General features: G+C 58.3%; 26 protein-coding genes. 19 read left to right on the top strand and 7 right to left on the bottom strand.

Going from position 1 to position 24,851, the window contains the following annotated elements; all coding sequences use genetic code 11:
- The first annotated feature begins 68 nt into the window (after positions 1-68).
- Together ACP3PW_RS00555 and ACP3PW_RS00550 are read left to right on the top strand one after the other, a co-directional pair.
- Positions 69-368 (top strand): hypothetical protein, encoded by a 300-nt coding sequence (locus tag ACP3PW_RS00555; protein WP_426414707.1) that lies wholly within the window; start codon positions 69-71, stop codon positions 366-368.
- On the top strand, positions 365-1,282 hold the full coding sequence (locus tag ACP3PW_RS00550) for a DMT family transporter (protein WP_426414706.1): 918 nt from the start codon (positions 365-367) through the stop codon (positions 1,280-1,282). Before ACP3PW_RS00555 ends, ACP3PW_RS00550 begins: the two co-directional genes overlap by 4 nt.
- Here ACP3PW_RS00550 and ACP3PW_RS00545 read toward each other — a convergent pair.
- From ACP3PW_RS00545 to ACP3PW_RS00525, 5 genes are all read right to left on the bottom strand, one after another.
- Positions 1,244-2,068, bottom strand: a complete 825-nt coding sequence (locus ACP3PW_RS00545; RefSeq protein WP_426414705.1) for a symmetrical bis(5'-nucleosyl)-tetraphosphatase — start codon at positions 2,066-2,068, stop codon at positions 1,244-1,246. The two genes, ACP3PW_RS00550 and ACP3PW_RS00545, sit on opposite strands and share 39 nt — an antisense overlap.
- Positions 2,069-2,077: 9 nt before the next feature.
- Entirely contained in the window at positions 2,078-2,899 is an 822-nt protein-coding gene (gene rsmA / locus ACP3PW_RS00540; protein ID WP_426414704.1) for a 16S rRNA (adenine(1518)-N(6)/adenine(1519)-N(6))-dimethyltransferase RsmA, read from the bottom strand.
- Positions 2,900-2,915: 16 nt separating this feature from the next.
- Positions 2,916-3,917 (bottom strand): 4-hydroxythreonine-4-phosphate dehydrogenase PdxA, encoded by a 1,002-nt coding sequence (gene pdxA, locus ACP3PW_RS00535; RefSeq protein ID WP_426414703.1) that lies wholly within the window; start codon positions 3,915-3,917, stop codon positions 2,916-2,918.
- Positions 3,918-3,990: 73 nt separating this feature from the next.
- Entirely contained in the window at positions 3,991-5,274 is a 1,284-nt protein-coding gene (locus tag ACP3PW_RS00530; RefSeq protein ID WP_426414702.1) for a peptidylprolyl isomerase, read from the bottom strand.
- Complete coding sequence (locus ACP3PW_RS00525) at positions 5,271-8,084, bottom strand: LPS-assembly protein LptD (RefSeq protein ID WP_426414701.1); 2,814 nt, start codon at positions 8,082-8,084, stop codon at positions 5,271-5,273. Before ACP3PW_RS00525 ends, ACP3PW_RS00530 begins: the two co-directional genes overlap by 4 nt.
- 300 nt (positions 8,085-8,384) lie before the next feature.
- Here ACP3PW_RS00525 and murU point away from each other — a divergent pair, with 300 nt between their 5' ends.
- Complete coding sequence (murU, locus tag ACP3PW_RS00520) at positions 8,385-9,083, top strand: N-acetylmuramate alpha-1-phosphate uridylyltransferase MurU (protein WP_426414700.1); 699 nt, start codon at positions 8,385-8,387, stop codon at positions 9,081-9,083.
- Between the two features lie 2 nt (positions 9,084-9,085).
- Positions 9,086-9,910: a co-chaperone DjlA gene (gene djlA, locus ACP3PW_RS00515; protein ID WP_426414699.1), complete on the top strand. Its 825-nt coding sequence runs from the start codon at positions 9,086-9,088 to the stop codon at positions 9,908-9,910.
- Between the two features lie 48 nt (positions 9,911-9,958).
- On the opposite strand, the gene ACP3PW_RS00510 is transcribed toward djlA, so the two are convergent.
- Entirely contained in the window at positions 9,959-10,852 is an 894-nt protein-coding gene (locus ACP3PW_RS00510) for a DUF3530 family protein (protein ID WP_426414698.1), read from the bottom strand.
- A gap of 100 nt (positions 10,853-10,952) precedes the next feature.
- On the opposite strand from ACP3PW_RS00510, the gene rpe reads away from it, so the two are divergent.
- From rpe to ACP3PW_RS00440, 14 genes are all read left to right on the top strand, one after another.
- Positions 10,953-11,621, top strand: coding sequence for a ribulose-phosphate 3-epimerase (gene rpe, locus ACP3PW_RS00505; protein WP_426414697.1), 669 nt, complete (start codon positions 10,953-10,955; stop codon positions 11,619-11,621).
- A gap of 114 nt (positions 11,622-11,735) precedes the next feature.
- A complete protein-coding gene (locus ACP3PW_RS00500; RefSeq protein WP_426414696.1) occupies positions 11,736-13,193 on the top strand; it encodes an NAD-dependent succinate-semialdehyde dehydrogenase in 1,458 nt (485 codons plus the stop codon).
- Positions 13,194-13,235: 42 nt separating this feature from the next.
- Complete coding sequence (locus ACP3PW_RS00495) at positions 13,236-13,904, top strand: phosphoglycolate phosphatase (RefSeq protein WP_426415892.1); 669 nt, start codon at positions 13,236-13,238, stop codon at positions 13,902-13,904.
- A gap of 187 nt (positions 13,905-14,091) precedes the next feature.
- Positions 14,092-15,570, top strand: coding sequence for an anthranilate synthase component I (gene trpE / locus ACP3PW_RS00490; RefSeq protein ID WP_426414695.1), 1,479 nt, complete (start codon positions 14,092-14,094; stop codon positions 15,568-15,570).
- A 19-nt stretch (positions 15,571-15,589) separates the two neighbouring features.
- On the top strand, positions 15,590-16,183 hold the full coding sequence (locus ACP3PW_RS00485) for an anthranilate synthase component II (RefSeq protein ID WP_426414694.1): 594 nt from the start codon (positions 15,590-15,592) through the stop codon (positions 16,181-16,183).
- Positions 16,184-16,218: 35 nt separating this feature from the next.
- Entirely contained in the window at positions 16,219-17,262 is a 1,044-nt protein-coding gene (gene trpD / locus ACP3PW_RS00480; protein WP_426414693.1) for an anthranilate phosphoribosyltransferase, read from the top strand.
- Between the two features lie 7 nt (positions 17,263-17,269).
- Positions 17,270-18,082: an indole-3-glycerol phosphate synthase TrpC gene (gene trpC, locus ACP3PW_RS00475; protein WP_426414692.1), complete on the top strand. Its 813-nt coding sequence runs from the start codon at positions 17,270-17,272 to the stop codon at positions 18,080-18,082.
- Positions 18,083-18,208: 126 nt separating this feature from the next.
- Positions 18,209-18,589, top strand: a complete 381-nt coding sequence (locus ACP3PW_RS00470) for a DUF6172 family protein (RefSeq protein WP_426414691.1) — start codon at positions 18,209-18,211, stop codon at positions 18,587-18,589.
- A gap of 572 nt (positions 18,590-19,161) precedes the next feature.
- A complete protein-coding gene (gene efpL, locus ACP3PW_RS00465) occupies positions 19,162-19,737 on the top strand; it encodes an elongation factor P-like protein EfpL (protein WP_426414690.1) in 576 nt (191 codons plus the stop codon).
- 229 nt (positions 19,738-19,966) lie between these two features.
- Complete coding sequence (locus ACP3PW_RS00460) at positions 19,967-20,377, top strand: hypothetical protein (protein WP_426414689.1); 411 nt, start codon at positions 19,967-19,969, stop codon at positions 20,375-20,377.
- A gap of 90 nt (positions 20,378-20,467) precedes the next feature.
- Positions 20,468-20,824, top strand: a complete 357-nt coding sequence (locus ACP3PW_RS00455) for a DUF6677 family protein (RefSeq protein WP_426414688.1) — start codon at positions 20,468-20,470, stop codon at positions 20,822-20,824.
- Positions 20,825-20,982: 158 nt separating this feature from the next.
- The gene (locus ACP3PW_RS00450) at positions 20,983-21,291 is read left to right on the top strand and encodes a DUF1272 domain-containing protein (protein WP_426414687.1); all 309 of its coding nucleotides are present in this window, start codon (positions 20,983-20,985) and stop codon (positions 21,289-21,291) included.
- Between the two features lie 60 nt (positions 21,292-21,351).
- Positions 21,352-21,807: a GNAT family N-acetyltransferase gene (locus tag ACP3PW_RS00445; protein ID WP_426414686.1), complete on the top strand. Its 456-nt coding sequence runs from the start codon at positions 21,352-21,354 to the stop codon at positions 21,805-21,807.
- A gap of 223 nt (positions 21,808-22,030) precedes the next feature.
- A complete protein-coding gene (locus tag ACP3PW_RS00440) occupies positions 22,031-22,411 on the top strand; it encodes a VOC family protein (RefSeq protein ID WP_426414685.1) in 381 nt (126 codons plus the stop codon).
- Between the two features lie 129 nt (positions 22,412-22,540).
- On the opposite strand, the gene ACP3PW_RS00435 is transcribed toward ACP3PW_RS00440, so the two are convergent.
- Entirely contained in the window at positions 22,541-23,785 is a 1,245-nt protein-coding gene (locus ACP3PW_RS00435) for a TIGR03862 family flavoprotein (protein ID WP_426414684.1), read from the bottom strand.
- 311 nt (positions 23,786-24,096) lie between these two features.
- On the opposite strand from ACP3PW_RS00435, the gene ACP3PW_RS00430 reads away from it, so the two are divergent.
- Positions 24,097-24,846, top strand: a complete 750-nt coding sequence (locus ACP3PW_RS00430; protein ID WP_426414683.1) for a DODA-type extradiol aromatic ring-opening family dioxygenase — start codon at positions 24,097-24,099, stop codon at positions 24,844-24,846.
- Positions 24,847-24,851 lie beyond the last annotated feature (5 nt).

The raw sequence follows: 24,851 nt of genomic DNA, 5'->3' as shown, positions 1-24,851 counted from the left end.
GGTGGCGATAGGTGCATGGAAGACTCGTTATAAAGGCTATGGGAAGGAGTGTAACCGGTGCTTGCTTGATGGCAATAGGAAAAGCGTTTGCGGGGATTGACCCTGCAGTGGCTACCCTGCACACTGGCTCCTATGAATACACAGCACCGTTGCAATCATGCGTACCCACCTGTGCTACTGGCAATTTTTGTCTGGAGCCGCTGGCGGCATGCGGCGCAAAACTGCTGATTATTCATTCCCAGTTTGCAACAAAAAAGGCCGCAGCGATTAACCTGCGGCCTTTTTTGTTGCCGCAGAATGAGTCGCTGGCCGGCGCGATGGGCGAGGGCAGTGTGATGAGCGGGCAGTTCAGGGAGAGTCAGCAGTGAAAGTGGTCATGGCGTACATCGCGGTGGTGCTCATTTGGTCGACCACCCCGTTAGGCATCAAGTGGAGTGTAGAGAGTGTTTTTTTTGTGGATGCGGTCTTCGCACGCATGGCGTTGGCTGCGCTGCTCTCCTGGATTCTGCTCAAGCTGCGTGGGGGTGCATTGTGTTGGCGCGGGGCCGCGTTGCGTAGCTACTTTGCCGCCAGTCTGGGTATTTGGGGGTGCATGCTGCTGGTGTACTGGTCCGCGCAAACGCTGCCCTCGGGGGTGATGTCGGTGCTGTTTGGCCTCTCGCCCCTGATTACCGGTGTGATCGCGACTCTGGTGTTAGGGGAGCGTGCCTTTACGCCCGTACGCTTATTGAGCTTGCTACTCGCACTGGCGGGGTTGGTGGTGGTGTTTTCCGGCGATATGAAGTTGGGGGGTGCCCAGCTACCGGCGTTACTGGTGAATCTGGCCGCGGTGGTGCTGTTTTGTGTTAGTGCGGTCTGGGTCAAACGGGTGGACGCTGCTGTCGACCCCCAGCAGCAGACTACGGGTACCCTGTTGATCTCAATCCCGGTATTTATACTGTTCTGGAGCCTGCTGAGCCCTGCCCAGCCAGTGATGCCGGGGATGCGCTCTGTGCTGTCGATCGCCTACCTGGCGGTGTTTGGTTCGGTGATTGGCTTCGTGTTTTATTTCTATATCCTGCGCAACCTGACGGCCAGTCAGGTATCCCTGATCCCGATGATGACCCCCTGCCTGGCGATCTTACAGGGCTACCTGCTTAACGATGAGGTGTTGGTGCCCACCACGCTGGTGGGGGCGGCGATGATCGTTTTTGCGCTGGCGATCTATTTTGGGGAGGGGGTGTTGTCGCGCATGGGGGGTGGGTTAACGAAACTCAGGGAGCGGGCAGTACAGCGTCGTTAACTCGCCGGTCTCCAGCTCCATAGCCGTGAGCTGGCCGCCCCAGACGCAACCGGTATCGAGGGCAAAGACATTGGGATGGTCCGCGTTGCCTTCGAGCGCCGCCCAGTGTCCAAAGAGGATGCGTTGATCGCCACATTTGCGGTCGGGGTGGCTATACCAGGGCAGGAACCCCTTGGGCGGGTCATTCGGGCCGCTTTTCTGGTCCAGGTCGAGGGTGCCGTCGGCAAGGCAGAAGCGCATCCGGGTCAGGTAGTTGATGATGACGCGCAGGCGCCGCCAGCCTGTGAGGTTTTTGTGCCAGCAGGCGGGCTCGTCTCCGTACATGTTTTTTAGCAGGGTACGATAATCGCCAGTGCGCAGCACCTTCTCCACCTCGGCGGCACGATTGAGGGCAGCCTTGAGGGTCCAGGAGGGGGGGATACCCGCATGCACCATGGTGTAGCCCAGCTTCGGACAGTGGTGGATCAAGGGGCGCTCGCGTAACCAGTGCAGCAGTTTGTCGCGGTCCGGCGCTTCCAGAATCGGGGTCAGGGTGTCCTGGCGGCGAGCGCGCATGACCTCCTCGGACACCGCCAGCAGATGCAGGTCGTGATTCCCCAGTACTGCGATGCAGCGGTCACCCAGTCCCTGCAGGTAGCGCAGTGTTTCGAGGGATTGAGGGCCTCGGTTGACCAGATCGCCTGCAATCCAGAGGGTATCGCGCTTGGGGTTAAATTCGACCAGTGCAAGCAGGTCCTCCAGCTGTTCAAAGCAGCCCTGAATATCTCCGATCGCGTAGGTGGCCATGACGTCGGGCTAGGCCTCCGTTGGGTCGCTGCCCTGGGCATGAATATGGTCACTGATGGCGACAAACTCGGCCAGGGAGATACGTTCGGGGCGCGCGGACGCATCGATACCCAGTGCTTCAATGCTGGTGGCATCAATCAGGGTTCTGAGGGCGTTCCTGAGGGTTTTGCGGCGCTGGGTAAAGGCGGTGCGCACCACCAGTTGCAGTTGCTTTATATCTTTTGCCGGGTGCGGTAGCTCGGCGTGGGGGCGCAGTCGCACAATAGCCGACTCCACCTTGGGGGCCGGGTTAAATGCGCCTGACCCCACCGGGAACAGGAAGTCCACCTTGCAGTAGTACTGGACCATGATGCCGAGGCGGCCGTAGTGGTTGTCGCCGGGACCTGCTGCGAGACGGTCCACCACCTCTTTTTGCAGCATAAAGTGCATGTCCTCGATCAGATCGTGATAGCTCAGCAGGTGAAACATCAGTGGGGTGGAGATGTTGTAGGGCAGGTTGCCGATGATGCGCAGTTTCTCCTCCTGCTGTTGCAAGCCACGAAAATCGAAGCGCAATGCATCTCCCTGATGCAGGGCAAAATTGTCCTTCAGGGAGAACTGGGCGAGTAGCAGGGGTACCAAATCCTTGTCGAGCTCGACGACGTCGAGGTGTGCGCCGGATTCCACCAGGTCGCGGGTCAGGGCACCTTGTCCGGGACCAATCTCGACCATGTGATCACTGGCTTTGGGCGCGATTGCGCGAATGATGCGGTTAATGACACCGGCATCATGGAGGAAGTTTTGGCCGAAACGTTTACGAGCACGGTGCTCAAACGGCGATTTATGGGACATGCAGTCTCTCAGTGAATCAGCTACCGCGGGCGGCGCTCATCTGTTGTGCGTAGCGAATGGCGGTCAGCAGGCTTCCGGTATCGGCCTTGCCACTACCGGCCAGGTCGAGAGCGGTGCCATGATCCACCGATGTGCGGATTATAGGTAAACCCAGGGTAATATTCACTGCCTGGCCAAACCCCCGATACTTGAGCACCGGCAACCCCTGATCGTGGTACATCGCGAGGACAGCGTCGGCGTGGTCGAGGTGGTGGGGAGTAAACAGGGTATCTGCCGGCAATGGGCCGATAAGTTGCATCGACTCGGCGCGCAGTTTGCCCAATAGGGGCTCGATGACCTCGATCTCCTCGCGCCCGAGGTGGCCCCCCTCGCCGGCATGGGGATTCAGACCACACACCAGGATTCGGGGCTGATCAATGCCAAATTTATGCTGTAGATCCCGCTTCAGGATTCGAATCACCGACTCCAGTCGGGCGGGCGTGATCTGGCTGGCGACCTCCTGCAGGGGGAGATGGGTGGTGGCTAGGGCAACCCGCAAGCCTTCGGTAGCGAGCATCATTACTACCATCGGGGTGGAGGTTTTTTCGGCCAGGTATTCGGTGTGACCACTAAAAGGGATCCCGGCATCGTTGATGATGCCTTTGTGAACCGGTGCTGTGACCATGGCCGAGAACTGGCCGTCGCGGCAGCCTTCGATCGCCATATCCAGGGTCCGCAGGACATAGGCCGCGTTTGCCTTGTCGAGCTGTCCTGCGCGGGCAGGGTGGGCGAGCGGGGTGGGGACAACGTGCAGGGTTCCCGCCTGGTGTGGCGGCAGCTGCGCACCGCAATCTGAACTGGTGGTCTCGAGCAGTTTCAGCTTAAGGGGCAGTTGCAGCTGTTTGGCTCGCTGTAGCAAAAGCTCGGGGTCGCCAATCACGGCCAGGGCGGCCTGTAACGGCTGCTGGGCGATCTGCACGCACAGCTCGGGGCCGATGCCTGCAGGTTCGCCGCTGGTGATAACGATCGGGGCGGGCATGGCGCAGGGTCCTCGAGGGTTCGGTCTTGAGTTCAACAGATTTGCTGCAGTCAACGCCGGCTCTGCAAGCCAGCTAGATTTTGAGTTCGACAAAAGTATCGTCGCGAATCTCGCGCAACCACAGCTCAACCTCCTCCTCGAATTTGCGCTCGTGGAGGATGTTTCGAATGCGATTCTCCTTCACGAGAGTGCTCATATCCTGGCTGCGCTCGCCCTGTACCTCCAGCACGTGCCACCCGAACTGGCTCTTGAAGGGCTCGCTGATCACGAAGTGTGGGGTCTCTTTCATCACGCGCTGAAATTCCGGCACCAGATCTGCGGGGTTGACCCATTCGAGACTGCCGCCGTTTAGTGCAGAGCCTGTGTCATCGGAGTGAGCGCGGGCAAGTTCCGCAAAATCTTCGCCATTCTCGAGGCGCTCATAGAGCTCGGTTGCCAGTATGCGGGCGTCTTCATCGCGGCGAATTTCGTTGGGCTTGATCAGAATATGGCGAACGTCGTACTGGCGCTGGATAAGGGTATTATCGCCGCGAACATCGGCCAGTTTAATAATATGAAATCCACTGGCGGTGCGCATGGGGCGAGCGATATCGCCCACTTCCATCTCTTTGACCGCTTTCGCAAACAGGCTCGGTAGTTGATCCGCTTTACGCCAGCCGAGATCGCCGCCCTCCAGTGCCGAGCGCCCGCTGGAGTACGTAAGGGCTAACTGCTCAAAATTGGCTCCGGCTTGCAGTTCCCGGTAGATTTCACCGGCGGTTTTTTGCGCGGCAGCGATCTGCTGGGGGGAGGGCGCTTCTTGCAGCGGTACCAGAATATGGGTCAGACGATAGTCCGCTGACAGCTGGTACTGGCCCTCTTCGGAAAACTCGAAGTTACGGACCTCCTGGTCGGAAATACTGATACGGTCGTTAACTCGTGCCTGCCGAATACGATTGATGGTAAGGTCTCGCCGCACCTGCTCGCGTGCCTGCAGGTAGGAGACACCGTCGGCTTCAATTGTTTCCTTAAATTGAGTTATCGTCATGTTGTTGCGCTGGGCGATGCGCGTCATCGTATCATTAAGGGTTTGGTCATCGATGCGGATGCCCGCCCGTTCGCCGATCTGTAACTGAATGCTTTCCATCACCAGGCGCTCGATGACTTGTGCCTTAAGAATGTCGTCGGGGGGCATGACACCGTTGCGGGCATGAATTTGGGCCTTGACGCTGTCCAGGCGCTGGTTAAGTTCCGATAGCATCACTACATCGTTATTAACGATCGCGGCGATTCGGTCCAAGGGCTCTGTTACCGCCAGGGCTGAGGGGCTGCACAAAGCGATGGAGACGCTCAAGGCGAGGGTTTTAATCAGTCTCATTGCAAATTGGTACTCTTGTCGTGTTCTTTGTAGCCCTTGATACCGTACAGGGCCTGGGTGTTGGTTCCGAAGCCGCCCAGTCCTTTCAAAACGAACTGCAATACAAAGGCGTTTTCGGTGTCGGCATTCTCGATATCATCGGAGCTACCGTTTAGATACTGGCGGACAAGAAAGCGAACCTTGTAGCAACAGCTGTCGTATTCGGTACCGGCCAGAACTTCCAGGTTTTTGTTGTTGGTCAGGTCATGGTTCCAGCGTCCGAGCAGGCTCCAGTCACCATACAGGGGCCAGATCGCCGAGATGTCGGATTGGGAGATGCTGCCGTCGGTAAACTGGCCCGGAATGGCATTGCCGTCGTCATCTTTTTTGGTACGATCCGCGCGCTTTTTGTAGTTGTAGGCGATATCCAGCATGCGAGATGGGTCCGGGCTGTAATGGTACGCGGCACGGTAATCCTGATTCCAGCTTTGATCGACGTTGTAGATCCAGTCCTGGCGGATGCTGCTGGCCTTGCTGAGGTTCCATACCAACTCGGTGGCGATTGGGGATGCCGAGGCTTCGGCCTCATCGATCGCCCACTGACGACCTTGGGTAAAGTCACTTTCGGCGCCATCTTCATTTTGGGTCTGGCCGTAATAGGGATCAACAAGTACTTCGCGATCCCTGAAGTAGTAGGTCTGACCGATGGCAAAGCGGAAAGTTTCAAAGCCGGTTCCATCGAGCAGCCGCGTCGTGGTACCCAGAGAGACCTGGTTGGCATCGCCGAGGCGGTCGTAGCCGCTGAAGCGGTCCTCGCGCCACAGGGACTCGTAAGTGAAGTTGTACTGCCCGGTATCGAATAGCGGGTTCTGCTCTTGATCCTCCTGTTCGGGGACGTAGAGGTAGAACAGACGTGGCTCCAGGGTATGGGTGTAGCTGCCGCCAAAGTAGTTGGCGCTGCGGTCGAAATAGAGCCCGCTATCAAGGCTCAGCATCGGAGTGGTCGTCGTCGGGGATGTATCGTAGCTGAGACCGTTAGGGTTGGTGGTTGGATCGTTAAACGCTGCCCGGTCGAGGTTGTTCAGGCGGTAGTGAATGCTTTTGCCTTTGATGGTCGGTTCCACGTACGCAAAAGGCCACTGCCAGCGATAACTGCTGCCCGCCTCGGCATAGACACGGGTGCCGTTGGCGTTGGTGATTTCGTTTATCCCTTCACCATAGATGCTGCGCTCAACATCGTAGCGTTTATCGAACTCATTTTTGTCCGCTTCGGCTGTCTTGCCGATGTATTTCCAGTTATCGTCGCGGGAAAAGTAGGTGCCGTCGGCGAGCCAGCTAAAACTGAGTTGTTGCGAGGCGTTCCAGCCCCCCTTGATCTCCAGTTGAGGCAGCTTTTCGTAGGGGTCGTCCTTGTCCTGGCGCATGTTTTTAAAGGACTGCAGGTTGGCGCGCAGGGACCAGAACAGGTCATCGTCTCCACCCCGGTAGCGGGTTTCAAACTGCTGGTTAAGGTTGTCGGTGGAGGTGACGTCGAGCCCGGTGCCGAAATCACGCATATAGTCCTTGTCGCTGGCGTTGGTGAAGTCCAGGGTTGCGTCCCAGCGCGATGCCAGTTGGTGTTCGTGCTGGTAGTTAAACAGCCACCGGTCGTCATCGTAGTTGCGGTTTTCATCCTTGAGGTTGTCGCTGGGGAGGAACGCACTGCCGATCTCGCCGTTGCTGTTCTCGGTCAGGTAACGGAATTCGGATTCCAGTGATGCGCCCCGTTTGGTTTGCAAGCGGGGTGTGATGGTGGCGTCAAAATTGGGAGCCAGGTTGAGATAGTAGGGAGCGATCAGGTCGGTGCCCGTTTCGCTGCTGTAACCCAACTGGGGATAGAGAAAACCGGACTGGCGTCGATCGTCGATCGGGAACAGGATATAGGGGGTGTAGAACACCGGCACATCCTTGATCCGCAGCACGGCGTGCTTGGCACTACCGAACCCGGACTCGGGGCTGATGCTGACTTCGCTCCCGCTAAGGGCCCAGCTATTGTCGGCCGGGGGGCAGGTGGTGTAACTGGCATCGACCAGATCGATAACGCCATCTTCACGTCGCACCAGCTCTACCGCGCCGCCTCGGGTGCGGCTGGCGTGCAGGGCGAAAACAACCTGGTCGGCTTCCATGCGGCCGGTCTGGGTTTGCACGCGGGCTTTATCACCGACAATGAGTAGGTTGGGCTCGCGCAGAACCACGTTGCCGTCAAACTCGGCAGTTAGGGTCTGTTCATACAGGCGCGCCTCATCGCTGCTTACTTGTCGGTATCCCTGACTCACTAGCACGTTGCCCTCAAAGGTCGCCAGCTCACCGGCCTGATAGTCAGACTTATCGGATTCGGCGCGGATCGGAGCGGCGAAGGGGATGCCCTTAAATTCAGTGCCCTCGCGCTCGGGCTCCAGGTAGCGCCCACTGCAGTGGGGGGGCACCGAGGAGCGTTGTTCAGCACTCAGTTGCGCTAAGGGTACCCAGTCCAGAGTGGAGCGTAGCTGCGAGGCTTTGAGCTGTTGGGAGATGGGGGCGGCAACGACCGCCTCGCCGTCAATAGCCGAGGCGCTGGCGGCTGCAGCTGCGCCAGTGTCCGACGGGGTAACCGAGGCGGGCGTCGGCACAGGTTTCCCTGACGTCTGCTCACACACCCAGTTTTGGGTGCCAACAGCCGGCAAGCAGCGCCATTTAATGCTTTCGATCAGCGCCGGTTCTTCGCTGGCAGCCAGTGCGCTGTGGGTGAGTAACAGGCCGGCGCTGATTATCAGCGGCAGGCGCCGTTTAAACGGAGGATAGAGTGCTGCCATAGTTATAATGTGTCCGGGCGTCCTGTCGGAAGTGCACGTGGAGTAGGGTTAGGTGATCGCTGCCCCAATGACGGGCAGCCAAAGAGGAATGATAATGCATTCCTCGTGCAGGGGGCTAGCCCGAAACGCCCCCCAAGGGAACTACCCATCTATGACGGGGGGCACAATGGCGCTATTGAGCTCTGGCCCTGCTTTGCATAAGGTGGGCAGCTTTAGGGGGGGGCGTGCGTTGCGCAGGACCCGTATAGGTTGAATCGAGGATCTGCTGAAGGCGGATCAAACAGAGGCAGAGTACGAATAATGAGAGCCATGATTCTCGCCGCCGGGCTGGGGACGCGAATGCGCCCCCTCACCCTGACGACCCCCAAGCCCCTGATACCGGTGTTTGGGAAACCCATGATCGAGTATCACATCGAGGCTCTCGCGCGAGCGGGGATCAAGGAGGTCGTGATCAACCACGCCTGGCTCGGCGCACAGATAGAGGCAGGTCTGGGTGACGGCTCGCGCTGGGGGCTTGAGATTGTCTATTCGCCAGAGTCGACCCCCCTGGAGACGGGAGGCGGGGTGTTTAAGGCGTTGCCCCTGCTCGGAGCTGACCCTTTCCTGCTGATCAATGGTGATGTGTGGTGCGACCTTCCCCTACAGTCGCTGCCCGAGTCGCTGGATTCGGATGCGCCCGGCGGGCAGCGACTGGCGCATCTGGTATTGGTGGATAACCCCGAGCATCACCCCGCGGGAGACTTTGTGCTGGACGGTGACCGGGTGCAGGAGGAGGGCGATGAGCGTTTGACCTTCAGCGGCGTTAGCGTCATCAATCCGAAAATTTTTAGCCATTGTGTGCCGGGGGCATTTGCGCTCGCGCCGCTGCTGCGTCAGGCTATGGCCGAAGGGCGGGTTAGCGGAGAGTATTTCCGGGGCCGCTGGGTCGACGTAGGCACCATCGAACGCCTGCAGCAGTTGGAAGCGCATTTGCGCACCCGAAGTGGGGGAGAGCAGTAATTATGTGGGTCGGAACGATAGTCGGGGTGGCGTTGGGTTTCTTTTGGGGAGGCCTCTTCGGTGCCGCCGTATTGGGTTTACTCGGTCACTGGTTTGATCGTAGTCGTCAATGGCGGGTGATTACCGGCGGCCAGGCGGCGGGCGGTTTTGCCCGTGCTGGCAGTGCTTCGGCGCAAACGGCGTTTTTCAATGCCACCTTTAAGGTGATGGGTAAGCTGGCCAAAGCAGACGGGCGGGTATCGGAAAGCGAAATCCAGCTGGCGTCGGAGCTCATGAATCATATGCGGCTCACCGACGAGCAGCGCCAGGCCGCGATTCGGCTCTTCAACGAGGGTAAGCGCGAAGGCGCCGATATCTCGGCCGAGCTGGCAGCGCTCGGGGCCAGCGCCGGCGGTAGCAGCCTGATCCAGATGTTTTTCGAGCTGCAGCTGCAGGCGGCTTACGCCGATGGCTCCCTGAGTGAGGCGGAACTCGAGGTGCTACTCGATGCCTGCTCTGCGTTGAACTTAAGCCGCTTCGCGTTTGAGCTGATTCATCAGCGTTTTCAGGCTCAGCGCGCTTTCCATTCTCGCTCGCGCCAACACGCCGGTGGCCCACGGGTTGATCCGCAGCAGGAGATTCGTAGCGCCTACGCGGTGCTCGGCGTTCAAAGTAGCGCCAGTGACAGTGAACTCAAGCGAGCCTATCGCAAGCTGATGAGCCAACATCACCCCGATAAGCTGGTCGCCAAGGGGCTGCCCAAAGAGATGATGGAGGTAGCCAAAGAGAAGGCGCAGGAGATCCAGGCGGCCTACGAAGTGTTGAAAAATCATCGCAAGCAACGCTAGGGCGTTGCACGACGCAGAGTAAACCTGCCCGCAGGCTAGCTAAAACCCTTAGCGTCCGCCGCCGGGGTGTCGCTTGAGCCAGCTTTCGATGCGCTTGAGCAGGCGCTCCCCGGATGCATCCACACTGTTTTGCGGGCCGCTTAACTGAACCGGGTAGTAGTGGCGGTTATTTGCTCGCTGGGCTGCAGCAAGGCGCTCTGCGGCGGCGGCCTGCTGCCTGTGGCCGTAGTAGAGGTCGAGAGTCAGGGTGGGGGTTTGCTGCAGTAATTTGACCAGCTCACCCTCGGGATCATTTTCCGCATTGATAAAAACCAGCGCCGCGAAGGCAGATTTTTCTTCGGCCAGGGCAGCGACCGCCGGGGCTGCACTATCTCCTACCAACAGCAGGACCTGGGGGGTTACGCCCAGTTCGGAGAGATGTTCACGGGCGGCGCTAATGCGTGCCCCCAGCAGTTGCTGGTACTCCCGCAGGGCGACCTTCCGAAGCTCCTGCTCCAGACTGTTACCGGCGGCATCGCTGGCAGAGACGGGAATCTCGCTGGATGCCCCGGCGGCTTCCTCGGGTGGCGTCGGGGCGGGCAGGGGCGGAGGGGCCAGGCTGAGGCTATGCCAGCCCTGGTCGGGCAGTTGCTTGCGCAGGGGGGCGATCAGTTGCGGCCAGTCCGGGTGTTGGCCACGGGCGGCCACCAGAATAACGCCTCCCCGATCCTTGCTGCTGCGCCGCTGCTGGTAGAGGGCGATGAGGGTTCCCTGCTGCAGAGGGAGCTCCACCACTTCGCCGCGCGGGTAGTGGGCCATCAGCTCTCGGTTGGTTCGCGCCTCGGTAGGTTCGGGTATCGCCCGCTCGATGGCCGGGTCGGTAGTAGCAGGCGCTTCGGCTCCCCAGCTGGCGGGGGCGAGGAGGCAAAGCAGTAGGTAGCGAAGATGATGGCGGGAGGGCATGGCGAATCCGTTTCGCAAATGAGGGAAAGTGGGGAGCTAGCGCGACCCCATTGGGCTACAATAGGCGTTTTTGTTTATTAGCTCAATGAGACACTAGCCGATGAAAGAGTTCCTGATCGCTCCCAGTATCCTGTCTGCCGATTTTGCCCGTCTGGGTGAGGAGGTCGACAACGTTCTCGCCGCCGGCGCCGATGTGGTCCACTTTGACGTAATGGATAACCATTACGTGCCCAATCTGACCATCGGGCCGATGGTGTGTGCTGCGCTACGCAAGCATGGCGTAAGTGCTCCCATCGACGTCCACCTGATGGTGAAACCGGTGGATAGCATGATCGCCAGCTTTATCGACGCCGGCGCCAGTTACATCACCTTCCACCCGGAGGCTTCCGAGCACATCGATCGTTCGTTGCAGATGATCCGTGATGGGGGTTGTAAGGCGGGACTGGTGCTGAACCCTGCGACCCGTCTCGATTGCCTCGAACATGTGATGGATAAGCTCGACATGGTGCTGCTGATGTCGGTGAACCCCGGCTTCGGGGGGCAGAAGTTTATTCCCCATACCCTCAACAAGCTGCGTCAGGCTCGGCAGTTGATCGATGCCAGCGGCCTCGATATTCGGCTCGAGATTGACGGCGGCGTTTCGGCTGCCAATATTCGTGAGATCGCCGAGGCGGGAGCCGATACCTTTGTCGCTGGCTCGGCGATCTTTGGCACCGACGATTACGCGGCCACCATCGCGACCATGCGCGCCGAACTTGCTGCGCTGTAACGAAAGAATTTTTCGTTGCCCACTAGGATTGTCAGGGCGCTTCGGGTACTCTCTTGATCGTTTTATATATTGCACGTTATGTAAATAATAATTAGCTCTTTCAGGAGGCGACAAATGCTGGCATTAAACGATGGTGAACTGCTGCGGACCAGGGCCTATATCGATGGTCAGTGGGTGAATGCCGACAGTGAAGCGGAGTTTTCGGTATTTAATCCTGCCAATGGCGAGCTGTTAACCCGCGTTGCCGATCTGGGAGCGGGGGAGGCCCGCCGTGCGATCGAGGCGGCCCATCGCGCCGGTATCGAATGGCGCCAAACGACCGCCAAGCACCGTGCAACCTTGCTACGCCGTTGGTTCGAGCTGATTATGGACAATCAGGAAGACCTGGCCCGGATCATGACGGCCGAACAGGGTAAGCCATTGGCCGAGGCGCGTGGAGAGGTCGCCTATGGCGCCTCCTTTGTTGAGTGGTTTGCCGAGGAGGCCAAGCGGGTCTACGGTGACACCATCCCAACGCCAAGCAACGACAAGCGCCTGGTGACCATTCGCCAGCCGATCGGCGTGGTAGCGGCGATTACGCCATGGAACTTTCCCAACGCAATGATCACCCGTAAGGTCGCCCCGGCACTGGCCGCGGGATGCACCACCGTGGTCAAGCCCGGTGAGGACACGCCCTTGTCAGCCCTGGCCCTGGCCGCGCTGGCGGAGCGGGCGGGAATCCCTGCCGGGGTGTTTAACGTAATTACCACTAACGACGCGCCGTCGGTGGGCAATGAGTTGTCCACCAATCCAGTGGTGCGCAAACTGTCGTTTACCGGTTCTACCCGGGTCGGGAAACTGTTGATGAGCCAGTGCGCCGGTACGGTGAAGAAGGTCGCACTGGAGCTTGGCGGCAACGCACCCTTTATCGTATTCGATGATGCCGACCTTGATGCTGCTATCGTTGGCGCGATGGCCTCCAAGTATCGTAACGCTGGCCAGACCTGTGTCTGCGCCAACCGCTTTCTGGTGCAAGAGGGGGTGTATGAAGAGTTTGCCCGCCGCTTGGAGGTTGCTGTAGCCGCGTTAAAGGTGGGTGATGGGTTTGAGGAGGGCGTGACTACCGGTCCGTTGATCAATCGCCAGGCGCGGGAGAAAGTCACCTCCCTGGTTGAGGGGGCTGTGGCCGAGGGAGCAAAAGTCGTATGTGGGGGCGATGCCGATACGCAGGGCGGCAATTTCTACCCGCCAACCCTGTTGACCGGTGTGACCCAGCAGATGACGATCTCCAACGAAGAGATTTTTGGTCCGGTGGCGACGCTAATCCCCTTCTCTACCGAACAGGAGGCGATAGCCATCGCCAACGACACGCCCTATGGATTGGCAGCCTACTTCTATTCTCGTGATATCGGCCGGGTGTGGCGTGTGTCCGAAGGGCTGGAGTACGGTATCGTCGGCATTAACGAAGGCATCATTTCTACCGAAGTGGCGCCTTTTGGCGGTGTTAAGGAGTCCGGCATCGGTCGTGAAGGTTCACGCTACGGAATCGATGATTTTGTCGAAATCAAATACCTGTGCATGGGTGGCATCTAAGCTGATGCCGCTAACCGATAGCGGGTGCGGTGTGGTTCGGTGATGCGCTCCCTGTTTGCCGGCCAACTGCCCTCCGCGGTGATTTTTGACCTCGACGGCACGCTGGTGGACAGCGTACCGGACCTACACTGCGCGGTGCAGACGCTGCAGCAGCAGTTGGGTCTTGCCCTCTCGCAAGAGTCCGAAGTGCGGCTCTGGGTCGGCAACGGCGCCGCCAAGCTGGTGCAGCGCGCCCTGGCCGCCAGCGCTGGCGACGATGCGGACGAGCTGTTTCCCCGCGCCATGGAGCTGTTTATGGCCGCCTATGGGCGCAGCAATGGCGAGCAGGCACGACTTTATGATGGGGCGCAGGTGCTATTGCAGGCCCTTGCGGCGGCGGGAGTCCCCCTGGCGCTGGTGACCAATAAACCGTTGGCCTTTACCCAACCCCTGCTCGAAGCCCTCGACATCGGCCACTGTTTTTCCGTGATACTCGGGGGTGACAGCCTGCCACAAAAGAAGCCCGACCCCGCCCCCCTGTTGGCGGCGGTCGCCCGGCTCGGGCTGCCGGTGCGGACTTGCCTGATGGTGGGAGACTCCATCAACGACCTGTTGGCGGCGCGCGCTGCCGGGATGCCGATCGCCTGCGTCAGCTACGGTTACAATCATGGCGAGCCGATTGCGTTGAGTCATCCCGATCTGCTGGTTGATTCACTGGCCAAGCTGCTATAGGGTAGCGCTGAGATGCCGCGCTGGCGCGGTGTAGGGACCGATCTGGAGTAGGAAGTGAGTTATACCAAACAGCAGGCTGGCGTCCTTCAACGCTGGACTCGGGGGTTGAGCTGGCGATGGCTCGCCGGCAACCGCTAGTTCGTTCGATTTTTTTATCCCCCTGTCCCGGTATAACAAGGATTCCGAGATGACCCCCGAACAGTTTTCCCAGCTGGCCAGCGCCGGCTACAACCGCATCCCGGTGATGCGTGAGGTGTTAGCCGACCTCGATACCCCCCTCAGTGCTTACCTCAAACTCGCCGATGGCCCCTACTCTTACCTGTTCGAATCGGTGCAGGGAGGGGAGAAGTGGGGGCGCTACTCCATGATCGGCTTGCCTTGCCGTACCGTGCTCAAGGTCTGTGGTCACGAGATCAGGGTCGAAACCGATGGTGAGGTGGTCGAGCGCCACACCAGCGAGGATCCCCTCGATTTCGTCGAGCAGTTCCAGCAGCGCTATCGTGTGGCAGAGTCGGCGCAGCATCCGCGTTTTAACGGGGGGCTGGTGGGCTATTTCGGTTACGATTCGGTGCGCTATATCGAGCCCCGCCTGGCCCCCGGCGTACCCGAGGACGATATTGGTAACCCCGATATCCTGTTGATGGTGTCCGATGAGGTGGTGGTGTTCGATAACCTCAGCGGCAAGATTATCCTTATCTGCCATGTTGATCCTGCGATCGAGGGGGCTTATGAGCAGGCCCATTCTCGCCTCGATCAATTGATGGCACAGCTGCACGAGGGTCGTATTGCCGATCTCAGGGTAAGCGATGGCACGCAACTGGCGGAGAAAGATTTCGAATCCGCCTTTGGTCAACAGGCATTCGAGGGCGCGGTGGATCGCATCAAGGAGTACATCCTTGCGGGCGATGCGATGCAGGTGGTGGTCTCTCAGCGTATGAGCGTGCCCTTCGAGGCACCGCCGCTGAACCTCTATCGGGCGCTACGATGCCTGAACCCTTCGCCCTATATGTATTTTTTGAATCTAGGGGAGTTTCATATCGTGGGCTCTTCACCGGAGATCCTGGCCCACCTCGAAGATGGTCAGGTTACGGTGCGCCCCATCGCCGGTACCCGCAAACGTGGACTTACCGAGGAGCAGGATCGCGCGCTGGAAGCCGACCTGCTGGCCGATCCCAAGGAGGTCGCCGAGCACCTGATGTTGATCGACCTGGGCCGCAACGATGTCGGCCGAGTGGCGGAGATCGGCAGCGTAGATCTGACCGACAAGATGGTGATCGAGCGATACTCCCATGTCATGCACATCGTCTCCAATGTACAGGGCAAACTGAAACCGGGGCTGGGGCCGATCGACGTATTGCGCGCTACCTTGCCCGCAGGCACCCTCAGCGGTGCACCCAAAATTCGGGCAATGGAGATCATCGACGAACTGGAACCGGTGAAGCGGGGCGTTTATGGCGGAGCCGTGGGTTACATCTCCTGGAATGGCAACATGGATACCGCGATCGCGATCCGCACTGCGGTGATCAAGAATAACCGCCTGTATATTCAAGCCGGTGCCGGCGTGGTCGCCGATTCGGTGCCACGGCTGGAGTGGGAAGAGACCATGAACAAGGGGCGCGCGATTTTCCGCGCCGTGGCCATGGTTCAGAACTCACTCGAACACTGATCGCCGGAGAGCGCAGACAATGTTATTAATGATCGATAATTACGACTCCTTCACCTTCAACGTGGTGCAGTACCTGGGCGAGTTGGGGGTAGAGGTTCAGGTGCACCGCAACGACGAGATCTCCATCGCCGAGATCGAGGCGCTGGCGCCGGAACGTATCGTGGTGTCACCGGGACCCTGTACCCCCAATGAGGCGGGCATCTCCATGGACGTGGTGCGGCACTTTGCGGGCAAGCTGCCGCTGCTCGGCATCTGCCTTGGCCACCAGAGCATCGGTCAGGTGTTTGGTGGGCGCATCGTGCGGGCAAGGCAGGTGATGCATGGCAAGGTGTCACCGGTGCATCACCTCAATGCGGGCGTGTTCGAAGGGTTGCGTAACCCCCTTACCGCCACCCGCTATCACTCCCTGGTCATCGAGCGTGAGAGCCTGCCTGAATGCCTTGAGATCACCGCCTGGACCGAGCACGAAGATGGCTCCATGGATGAGATTATGGGGGTGCGCCACCGCACACTGGCGATCGAGGGGGTGCAGTTTCACCCCGAATCGATTCTAACCGAGCAGGGCCATGAACTTTTGGCCAATTTCCTGCGCCAGCGGATCACGGCATCCTAACCCCAGCCCCTGACCACCACTACAGGATCGAAACGATGGATATTAAAACCGCGATCAGCAATGTCACCGAACACCTGGATCTCAGTCGCGAGGAGATGGAAGCGGTGATGACACAGATCATGACCGGTCAGTGCAGCGACGCCCAGATCGCCGGTCTATTGATCGCTCTGCGTATGAAGTCGGAGACCATCGACGAGATCACCGGCGCCGCTACGGTGATGCGCCAGCTCGCCACCCCGGTGACGGTGAACGCCGACGCACTGGTGGATATCGTCGGTACCGGCGGCGACGGTGCCAATCTCTTTAATATCTCCACCGCCGCCTCCTTTGTGGTAGCCGCCGCCGGGGGGCATGTTGCCAAGCACGGCAACCGCGCGGTATCGAGTAGCTCCGGCAGCGCCGATCTCCTCGAAGCGGCGGGCATCGATCTGGGCATGAGTCCCGAGCAGGTCGCCCGGGCTGTGGAACAGATCGGGGTGGGCTTTATGTTTGCTCCTGCGCACCATGGCGCCATGAAGCACGCCATCGGCGCGCGTCGAGAGCTGGGTCTGCGAACTATTTTTAATATTCTCGGCCCCATGACCAACCCGGCCGGGGTAAAGCGCCAATTGATCGGTGTGTTCAGTAAAAAACTGTGTCGCCCCATGGTCGAAGTGCTCAAGCAGCTGGGCAGCGAACATATTTTGGTTGTGCACGCCGACGATGGGCTGGATGAGATCAGCCTGGCCACGGCCACCCACATTGCCGAACTCAAAGATGGCAAAATCAGCGAATACAGCGTGACCCCGGAGGCGCTGGGTATCGAAAGCCGCAGCCTGATCGGACTGGAGGTTTCTACCTCCGCCCAAAGCCTGGCCCTGACTCAGGAAGCGCTGGGCAAAGAGCCCGGCGCGAACGCCAGCAAGGCGGCGGACATCATTGCCCTCAACGCCGGCGCCGCGATCTACGTGGCTGGTCTGTCCGGCACACTTAATGATGGTGTGGTCATGGCCCAGGATGCCATAGCCAGTGGTCTGGCACGGGCCAAGATCGACGAGCTGGCCAGTTTCAGCCGCTATGCGACCCAATCTGAGGAGTAAGAGGGTAATGAGCAACAGCAGTACCCCCACTATTTTACGCAAAATTCTCGACCGTAAGGCCGAAGAGGTCGCCGCGCGCCGTGCCCGGCAACCCATCGAGCGCGTGCAGGAGTTGGCGCAGGCGGCGGACCCGGTGCGGGGCTTTGTCGACGCCCTGGCCCAACGGGTGCAGCGTCGTGAAGCGGCGGTGATCGCCGAGATCAAAAAAGCGTCCCCCAGTAAGGGGGTGATCCGTGCTGATTTTCAACCGGCCGAGATCGCAGCAAGCTATGAACGCGGTGGTGCCGCGTGCTTGTCAGTACTTACTGACATCGACTTTTTTCAGGGCTCCGATGCCTATTTGCAGCAGGCCCGCGGCGCCTGTTCGCTGCCGGTAATCCGTAAGGATTTTATGATCGACCCCTATCAGGTGGTTGAAGCGCGGGCGCTGGGTGCCGACTGTATTTTGTTGATCGCCGCCGCCCTCGACGATGCCTCCATGGCCTCTCTCAATGAGGTGGCGCTGGAGCAGGGGCTCGATGTGTTGGTTGAGGTTCACAATGAGGCGGAGCTGAAGCGGGCGCTGCCCCTGGGTAACCGGCTGATCGGCATCAACAACCGCGACCTGCACAGCTTTGAGGTGAGTCTCGATAACACCTATCGCCTGCTCGACGCCATCGGCGATGATCGTATCGTCGTCACCGAGAGCGGTATTCACAGTCGCGCCGATGTAGAGTCGATGATCGACCATCGGGTATATGGCTTCCTTGTCGGTGAGGCCTTTATGCGTGCGGCCGAGCCGGGCGACAAACTGGCGGAGCTGTTTTTCGGCGAAGATTAAAAGACGGGGGACTGCAACGTCGCCCGCATCGCTTGTGGTGGTCGCCAGCAGCGGTGAAACCCAGTAGACTAGCGCACCCCCCCGGCCAGAGCCGGGTCCCCTTCTTATCCAGCGCCCAGGTTTACCATGAAAAAGACATTCACCCTTACCCACGATACCATCAAATATCCACGACTCGTCGAGGCGGTCAAGCACGAGGTAAAAAAATACCTTAAGCGCGAGCGCAACAAGGCGCTGCCCAAAGGGGTCGATTTCTGGGATTTCGATTGCCGCTTTGGCACCACCGAAGCCGAGGCGGCCGAGATCCATGTTTCCCAGATCAATAAGAGCATCGATCAGGTGGCCGAGCAGCAGCTGGAATCGTTCTACCTTGAAATTCTGGCCAAGGCCGGTATTCGTACCAAGCGGGACGCAGTTTGGGGCGGGGTAGATGAGAGTCAGGGGGAAGCCGACGAGCCTGTTGCCGCAACTAATAGCGAAGAGCGCGGCGATAGTCCCGAAGCGTAGTCTTTTTTGTTTGTTGTATGGCACTGCCTGTCTATGGGGGGCTTTTCGCCATACCCATACCTCGCCGTCATCCTCGCACCTTCCTGTCATGCCCGCACCTCGCCGTCATACCCGCGTAGGTGGGTATCCAATCGCTACCGGGTTTGAAATCAGGCTGTGCAGGAGCGCCTTTGGCGCGATGGTTTTTGCCTGTGGACAAGGCGTGTGTCGGGATGCACCCCGACAGGTGCCTTAAGGGGGCGCGCTGCCGCTCCCTTAAGAATCCCCGGCAGGCCCACCTAACCGGCCTCCTGCCTCACCCCTGATGGGCCTGATCGACGCTTTGATCCGATGCTCGCCGGTTAAGAGGTTGGTGGAGTTGTCGGCACCCGCCGGGATGGTTTTGCTTTGCACAGGGAGTTGCGGATTAACGCAATGCCAAACCCTCAATCGTCCTGTCATGCCCTACCTTTCCCAGCAGCCAATAGTCACGGCAAAAAATAGGGTCTGATCTGTTCTACGACAAATCTCTTGTATCATCAGGTCGGCAGAAATATTAATATTTTCATAACTATCAAAGTCAGGAATAAACAATGCCCAAGGCGAGTGAAATCAAGAAGAACGCAGCGATCGACTACAATGGCAAAACCTATATCGTAAGGGATATCGAGCGCTCTGTTCCCCAGGGGCGGGCGGGTGGTAGCCTCTACCGTATGCGGATGTATGATGTAGTCACTCAGAACAAAATCGACGAGACCTTCAAGGATTCCGACCTTCTGAATTTTGCAGATCTTATCCGCAAGCAGGCGATGTTTTCGTACATGGACGGTGATGAATGCGTCTTTATGGATTCGGAGGATTACACCCCGTACAGCCTGAATAAGGAGGCGATCGCCGATCAGATGCTTTTCATCGATGAGGCCACAAACGGCATTCATGTGGTGATTGTAAACGACCTCCCCGTGGCACTCGACCTGCCGATGAACGTGGAACTCGACGTGGTTGAGACGGATCCATCGATCAAGGGCGGCTCTGCAACCTCGAGAACCAAACCTGCTCTGCTATCGACCGGTGTATCGGTACAGGTGCCTGAGTACATCGCGGTGGGTGACAAAATAAAGGTCAGTGTTGAAGAGCGTAAATTTGTGAGCCGCGCAGACAGTAAGTAAGGCGAAGGGGCGGTCTTCGCCAACACCTTTGCCTTCACCCAGGTTGTCGAGGCGCAACAGCTGTTTGAAATAAGCAGCACATCGGAAAACTGGTGATGGATATTTCAACACAGGTATAGGCACCGCTTAACAGTGTACGACCCTGTTACCTCACTCTCGAGTGATGGAGGGGCTTGAAAACCGCTACCGGGTATTACTCCGAGCTACGGAGACGTTGGCAGAGGACGCTATGAGAGAGCACGGAACCTATGAAATGGGTGTTTACGACCAGATCATCACCCTTAAGGTGTTTGGCGCGTGGAACCTCGAAACCACCAAAAGGTGGTGCTCCGAGTATAGGGACCATATTCAGGCCGTAAAATCGAATCCCTGGGCCCGTATTATTGACCTGACGTTCTGGCAGCTTACCACCCCGGATGTTTGGGAAATCGTAGACGACGTGAATATTTTTGCCAATGACAATAACCAGAAATACGAAGTGGTTATCTGCCCTTTGTCGATACAAAAAGAGATTCTAGGGAGGGCGCACCAGGTATTAACCAATGTTGAGATAGAGTTTTGTGATAGCTTGCCGGAGGCGTACCAATGGCTAGCCCGTAAGGGGTTAAAGCATGATGAGATGCGCGCGCCTGGTACCTAGTCGCGGCGCTCGTCCGGAGAACGTCACAAAAGCCGGCGCAGAGCTGGGCTAATCAGCGGCAAGTCATGGGTCTTGGTGCAGGTGTATTGAATGAGAAAACCAATACAGGCAGCGTTATTATCGGCCCTGGTATTTCCCGGGGCGGGACATCTTTTGCTGAAGCGATATACCCATGGCTCCCTGTTGGTCGCCGTGGCAATGCTGTCGCTCTACTTTTTACTGTCGGCTTCGATCGATATGGCGCAAGAGATCGCAGTCAGGATTCAACGTGGTGATATTGCACTCGATGGCGTCAGCCTCAGGGAGGCGGTATCGAGCCTTTCTGCCAGTAATGGGCAGGCGCTGGATGTTCCAGCTATGCTCTATATGGTCAGCTGGATAATGGGGGTGGTCAGCTCCTATTGTGCTGGTCGAGAGGTTGAAAACATGAGCAATAATCACCTTTAAGGCGTCTGTTGGGCTAATTCATAGCAGCAGGCTACATTGTTCGCTCCCAAACACCTGTAACGACCAATACGCTCAGGCGATTAGGCCGCTGCAATAGGTTGTGTGCTAGCCGGCCGGTTAGCAACCTTTGCTGTTGAATCTGACTGGAGTACCTTTGAATGCTAGAGTTGCGCCCAAATTGTGAACGCTGTGATAAAGACCTTCCCCCGGACTCTACCGACGCTTTCATCTGTAGCTATGAATGCACATTCTGCAGCGACTGTGTTGAGAATCTGCTGCAAAACGCATGTCCTAATTGTGGGGGAGGATTTGCCCCAAGGCCTGTTCGCCCTGTAATTGAGTGGCGAGCGGGGGTGAGCCTGTCCCACCATCCTGCTTCAACGGTGAGGGTGCACACCCGGTATAGCGAAGAGGAGATCAAGAGCTTCTCCCGCTCGCTGGGCAACATAAAGCCGGAACAGAGATAGGGGTTGGAGATGCGCCTTATGAACGTTGCCAGGCCGCTATCGGCCAACTGAGTGGTTAGGGTGCCGGTAAAAATAGAGTCCTATTCCGGGCCTGTTGATGAGGGCCTTTGGCACCTGTTGCTACTTGCTGACCCCAAGCGCTCGGCGATTGAGGGCTATCTGCCGAACGCCGCGCTGCTGGTGGCCTATGCCCAGCACCGTAAGGTGGGTGTAGCGGTTCTTACCTGTAACGGTGAAGAGTATGAGTTGAAGAACATTGCGGTCATAGCCGATCAGCAGCGCAAGGGCATCGCTCGACAATTGATCGCAGCCATAAAAGCCAGGGCAAAATCGTTGGGTGCCAACTCCATTAGCGTCGGTACTGGAAACTCCAGTCTTGGCCAACTCGCGTTGTATCAAAAAACAGGTTTTCGAATATCCGGGGTTCGAACCGATTTTTTTGCGTCATACAGCCCGCCTATTTATGAAAACGGTATCCGCTGCCGGGACCTGGTGATTTTAACTGCAACGCTGTAAGTGCAGGCATTCAGACGTGGATGTTGATCGAAGCGCCGCCGCCAGCGGGCCATGCAACCGTCATTGCGCTACCGGTTGTAGTGGCGCATTGCACGCGGTGGGCTCTCGTTCATCACTATCGATGATAGGCGCGGTACCGTTTAGCGAATGACGATGGCGCTACTCTTCTGTTTCTGGGATAACAAGTGTCGGGTTTTCATTTTCATGTTCTGGGAGAGTAATAGTGTTCAGTCATATTATGGTTGGGGCAAATGATATTGAGGCGTCGAAGGCGTTTTACGATGCAAGCCTGGGAGCCCTGGGCTGCAAGCCGGGTGTAATGGACGATAAAGGGCGCTGCTTCTATTTCACCGAAAGCGGCGTGTTTGCCATCACCAAACCCATCGATGGCCAGCCTGCCAGCCACGGGAATGGCGGCACCATTGGCTTTGCTGCAGCAGATGGGGACGCGGCGGATGCGTGGCACGCGGCGGGGCTGGCCAGTGGCGGCACCGCCTGTGAAGAACCTCCCGGGGTTCGTGAGGGTGCGGCGGGCAAGCTTTATCTTGCTTATCTGCGTGACCCTTCCGGTAACAAAGTCTGCGCGCTGCACCGGGAGGGGTGATTGCAAGGCAGCAGCGCCATTCGTTACAAGGTGGGTGCCAGGGAACGGATTCGCGGCTGGTGGTGGCGGGCTTAAAGGCGCCTATATAGGGTCAGTGCTCTGCGCCAAACCCCTGGCATCGGTTTACGATCAGGTCGGTAGGGCTGACGAGGCCTTCATATAGTGACACACGCCCTGTCCCGCTAGGCGTCCAGTAGCAAAACAGGCCGTCAACAGGTAGCCGCCGGTAGGTGCTTCCCAATCCAGCATCTCTCCGGCGCAGAACACGCCGGGTAGCGCATTGAGCATTAGCCGCTGATCGACACTGCTTTCACAAACGCCGCCGGCACTGGATATGGCTTTCTCTATGGGGCTGGGTTCGGTGAAGGTTATCGGCACCGCCTTGATGCAGGCCGCTATCTGTTGTGGGGTTTGCAACTGCTGCTTATCGAAGCACTCATACAGCAGTGCGGCTTTCACACCACTTAAACCGGTACTGCGCTTTAGATACTTACTGAACGACTCCTTCTTTTTTCTGATCAGCAGTTTTTTAATCAGCTGGGCAGCGGTGAAGCTTGGCAGCAAATCGATCTGCAGCCGGGCGTGCCCCAACTGGTTAATCGCGTCGCGCAGGTATTTGGAGAAGCCGTAGATTAAGCTGCCCTCCATGCCGTAATGGCTGAGGATGCACTCTCCCTTGCGCGCAACCTCTACGCCTTCGGTCGTAGTGAAGTGGAAGGCGATATTTTTGAGTGGGCTGCCGGCATGGCGTTGTTGAAGATGCACGCTCCACTGGCATAGAAATCCGCAGTTGGCGCTTTGCAAGGGGTGGGTGATAACCCCGGCCGCCGATAGCATGGATTGCCATGCACCATCGGACCCCAATCTTGGCCAGCTGGCCCCGCCCATGGCCAGCACGATCGCATCGGCTTCGACACTGACCCTGGCGCCGGCGTGCTCAAACTCCAGTACCTGTTTGTCCATGCCCACCAAGCGGTGTTTCATATGAAAGTTGACCCCCGATTCCCGTAAACGCTTTAACCAGCTACGGAGTAGGGGGGCGGCCTTCATCTCCAGCGGGAAGACGCGACCCGAGCTCCCGACAAAGGTGTCGATCCCCAGCTCGTGCACCCACTGGCGAAGTGCATCGGCGTCAAACTGACTCAGGGCTCGGTCCAGCCACTGGGCTTTTTCGTAGTAGCGCTGGATAAACTGGGGGTAGGGTTCGGAGTGGGTGATGTTCATGCCGCCGATACCGGCCAACAGGAACTTGCGGCATGCGCTGGGCTTGGCGTCGTATACCTCTACCCGGTGCCCTGCGGCGCGAATCACTTCGGCGGCCATTAACCCTGCGGGTCCGGCACCTACAATGGCGACCGTTTGTTGTGTCTGCACCGAGGTATCCCGTTCAAAGGAGTGCATGATAAGCAAAAGCCGCTTGGGTATAAATATCTGCGGGCAATTAAATGCCCTGAGTCTAGCCTCTGCTAAATTCAAAAGGGCTTCTGAAGTGTTACTCTTGTTGCAGCCATCTTCTCCTTCCGATCGGGTTTGAATCGGGACGCAGTGTTGAAGGATTCGGTGTAACCGGGGCGAGCCGTACCCTTCGTTTCTTCAAGTCCCCCAAGCAAAGGATGATCACCGTGAACAGCGTTAATAATGTAGCAGGACCTCGTGTTTTGTACCTTGCCCACGGAGGGGGGCCGATGCCACTGTTAGCCGATCAGGGGCACGGGGAGCTGGTTGCCTGCCTGGAACAGATTGCCTCCAGCACAGAGCGACCCTCTGCAATTTTGGTCATCAGTGCCCATTGGGAGGAGCCTACAGCCACCCTTACACAAGGCGCCAATCCGCCGCTTATTTATGACTACTATGGCTTTCCAAAGCAAGCCTATAGTGTTCAGTATCCAGCCCCCGGAAACCCGGCCCTGGCGGACAGAATTTGCTCGCTGTTAAGCGCGCAGGGGGTTGAGGCGAGGCTTGATGACCAGCGCGGGTTTGACCACGGCGTTTTCGTGCCGTTAAAGATCATGTACCCCGATGGGGATGTTCCCTGCGTTCAGCTGTCGCTGCTCAATAGCCTCGATCCCGCCCAGCACATAGCGTTGGGGCGGGCTCTGTCTGCACTGGAGCATGAAGGGTTGTGGATCATTGGCTCGGGGATGTCATTCCATAATATGGGGGCTCTTTTCAATGGGCCGAGCGCAGGCGACCAGGGGATGAACGAATCTTTCGAACAGTGGCTGGTCGACACCTGCGCCAACACCGGTATGGATGAAAATGAGCGGGAGCAGCGTCTGCACAACTGGAGCCGGGCACCAGCGGCCCGCTATTGCCATCCCCGAGAGGAGCACCTGCTGCCGCTGCATGTTTGCTACGGTGTTGCCGGGCGTGCTTGCCAGCAGGTGTTTGAACTCGAGGTCATGGGTGCAAAGGTGAGTATGTACCTTTGGTGAGAGGG

The sequence above is a fragment of the Aestuariirhabdus sp. LZHN29 genome, assembly GCF_049985285.1.
In the GTDB taxonomy this organism is placed as follows: Bacteria; Pseudomonadota; Gammaproteobacteria; order Pseudomonadales; family Aestuariirhabdaceae; genus Aestuariirhabdus.
The sequence above is the reverse complement of the archived record's forward strand: the minus strand, read 5'-3'. Positions and strand labels throughout refer to the sequence as shown.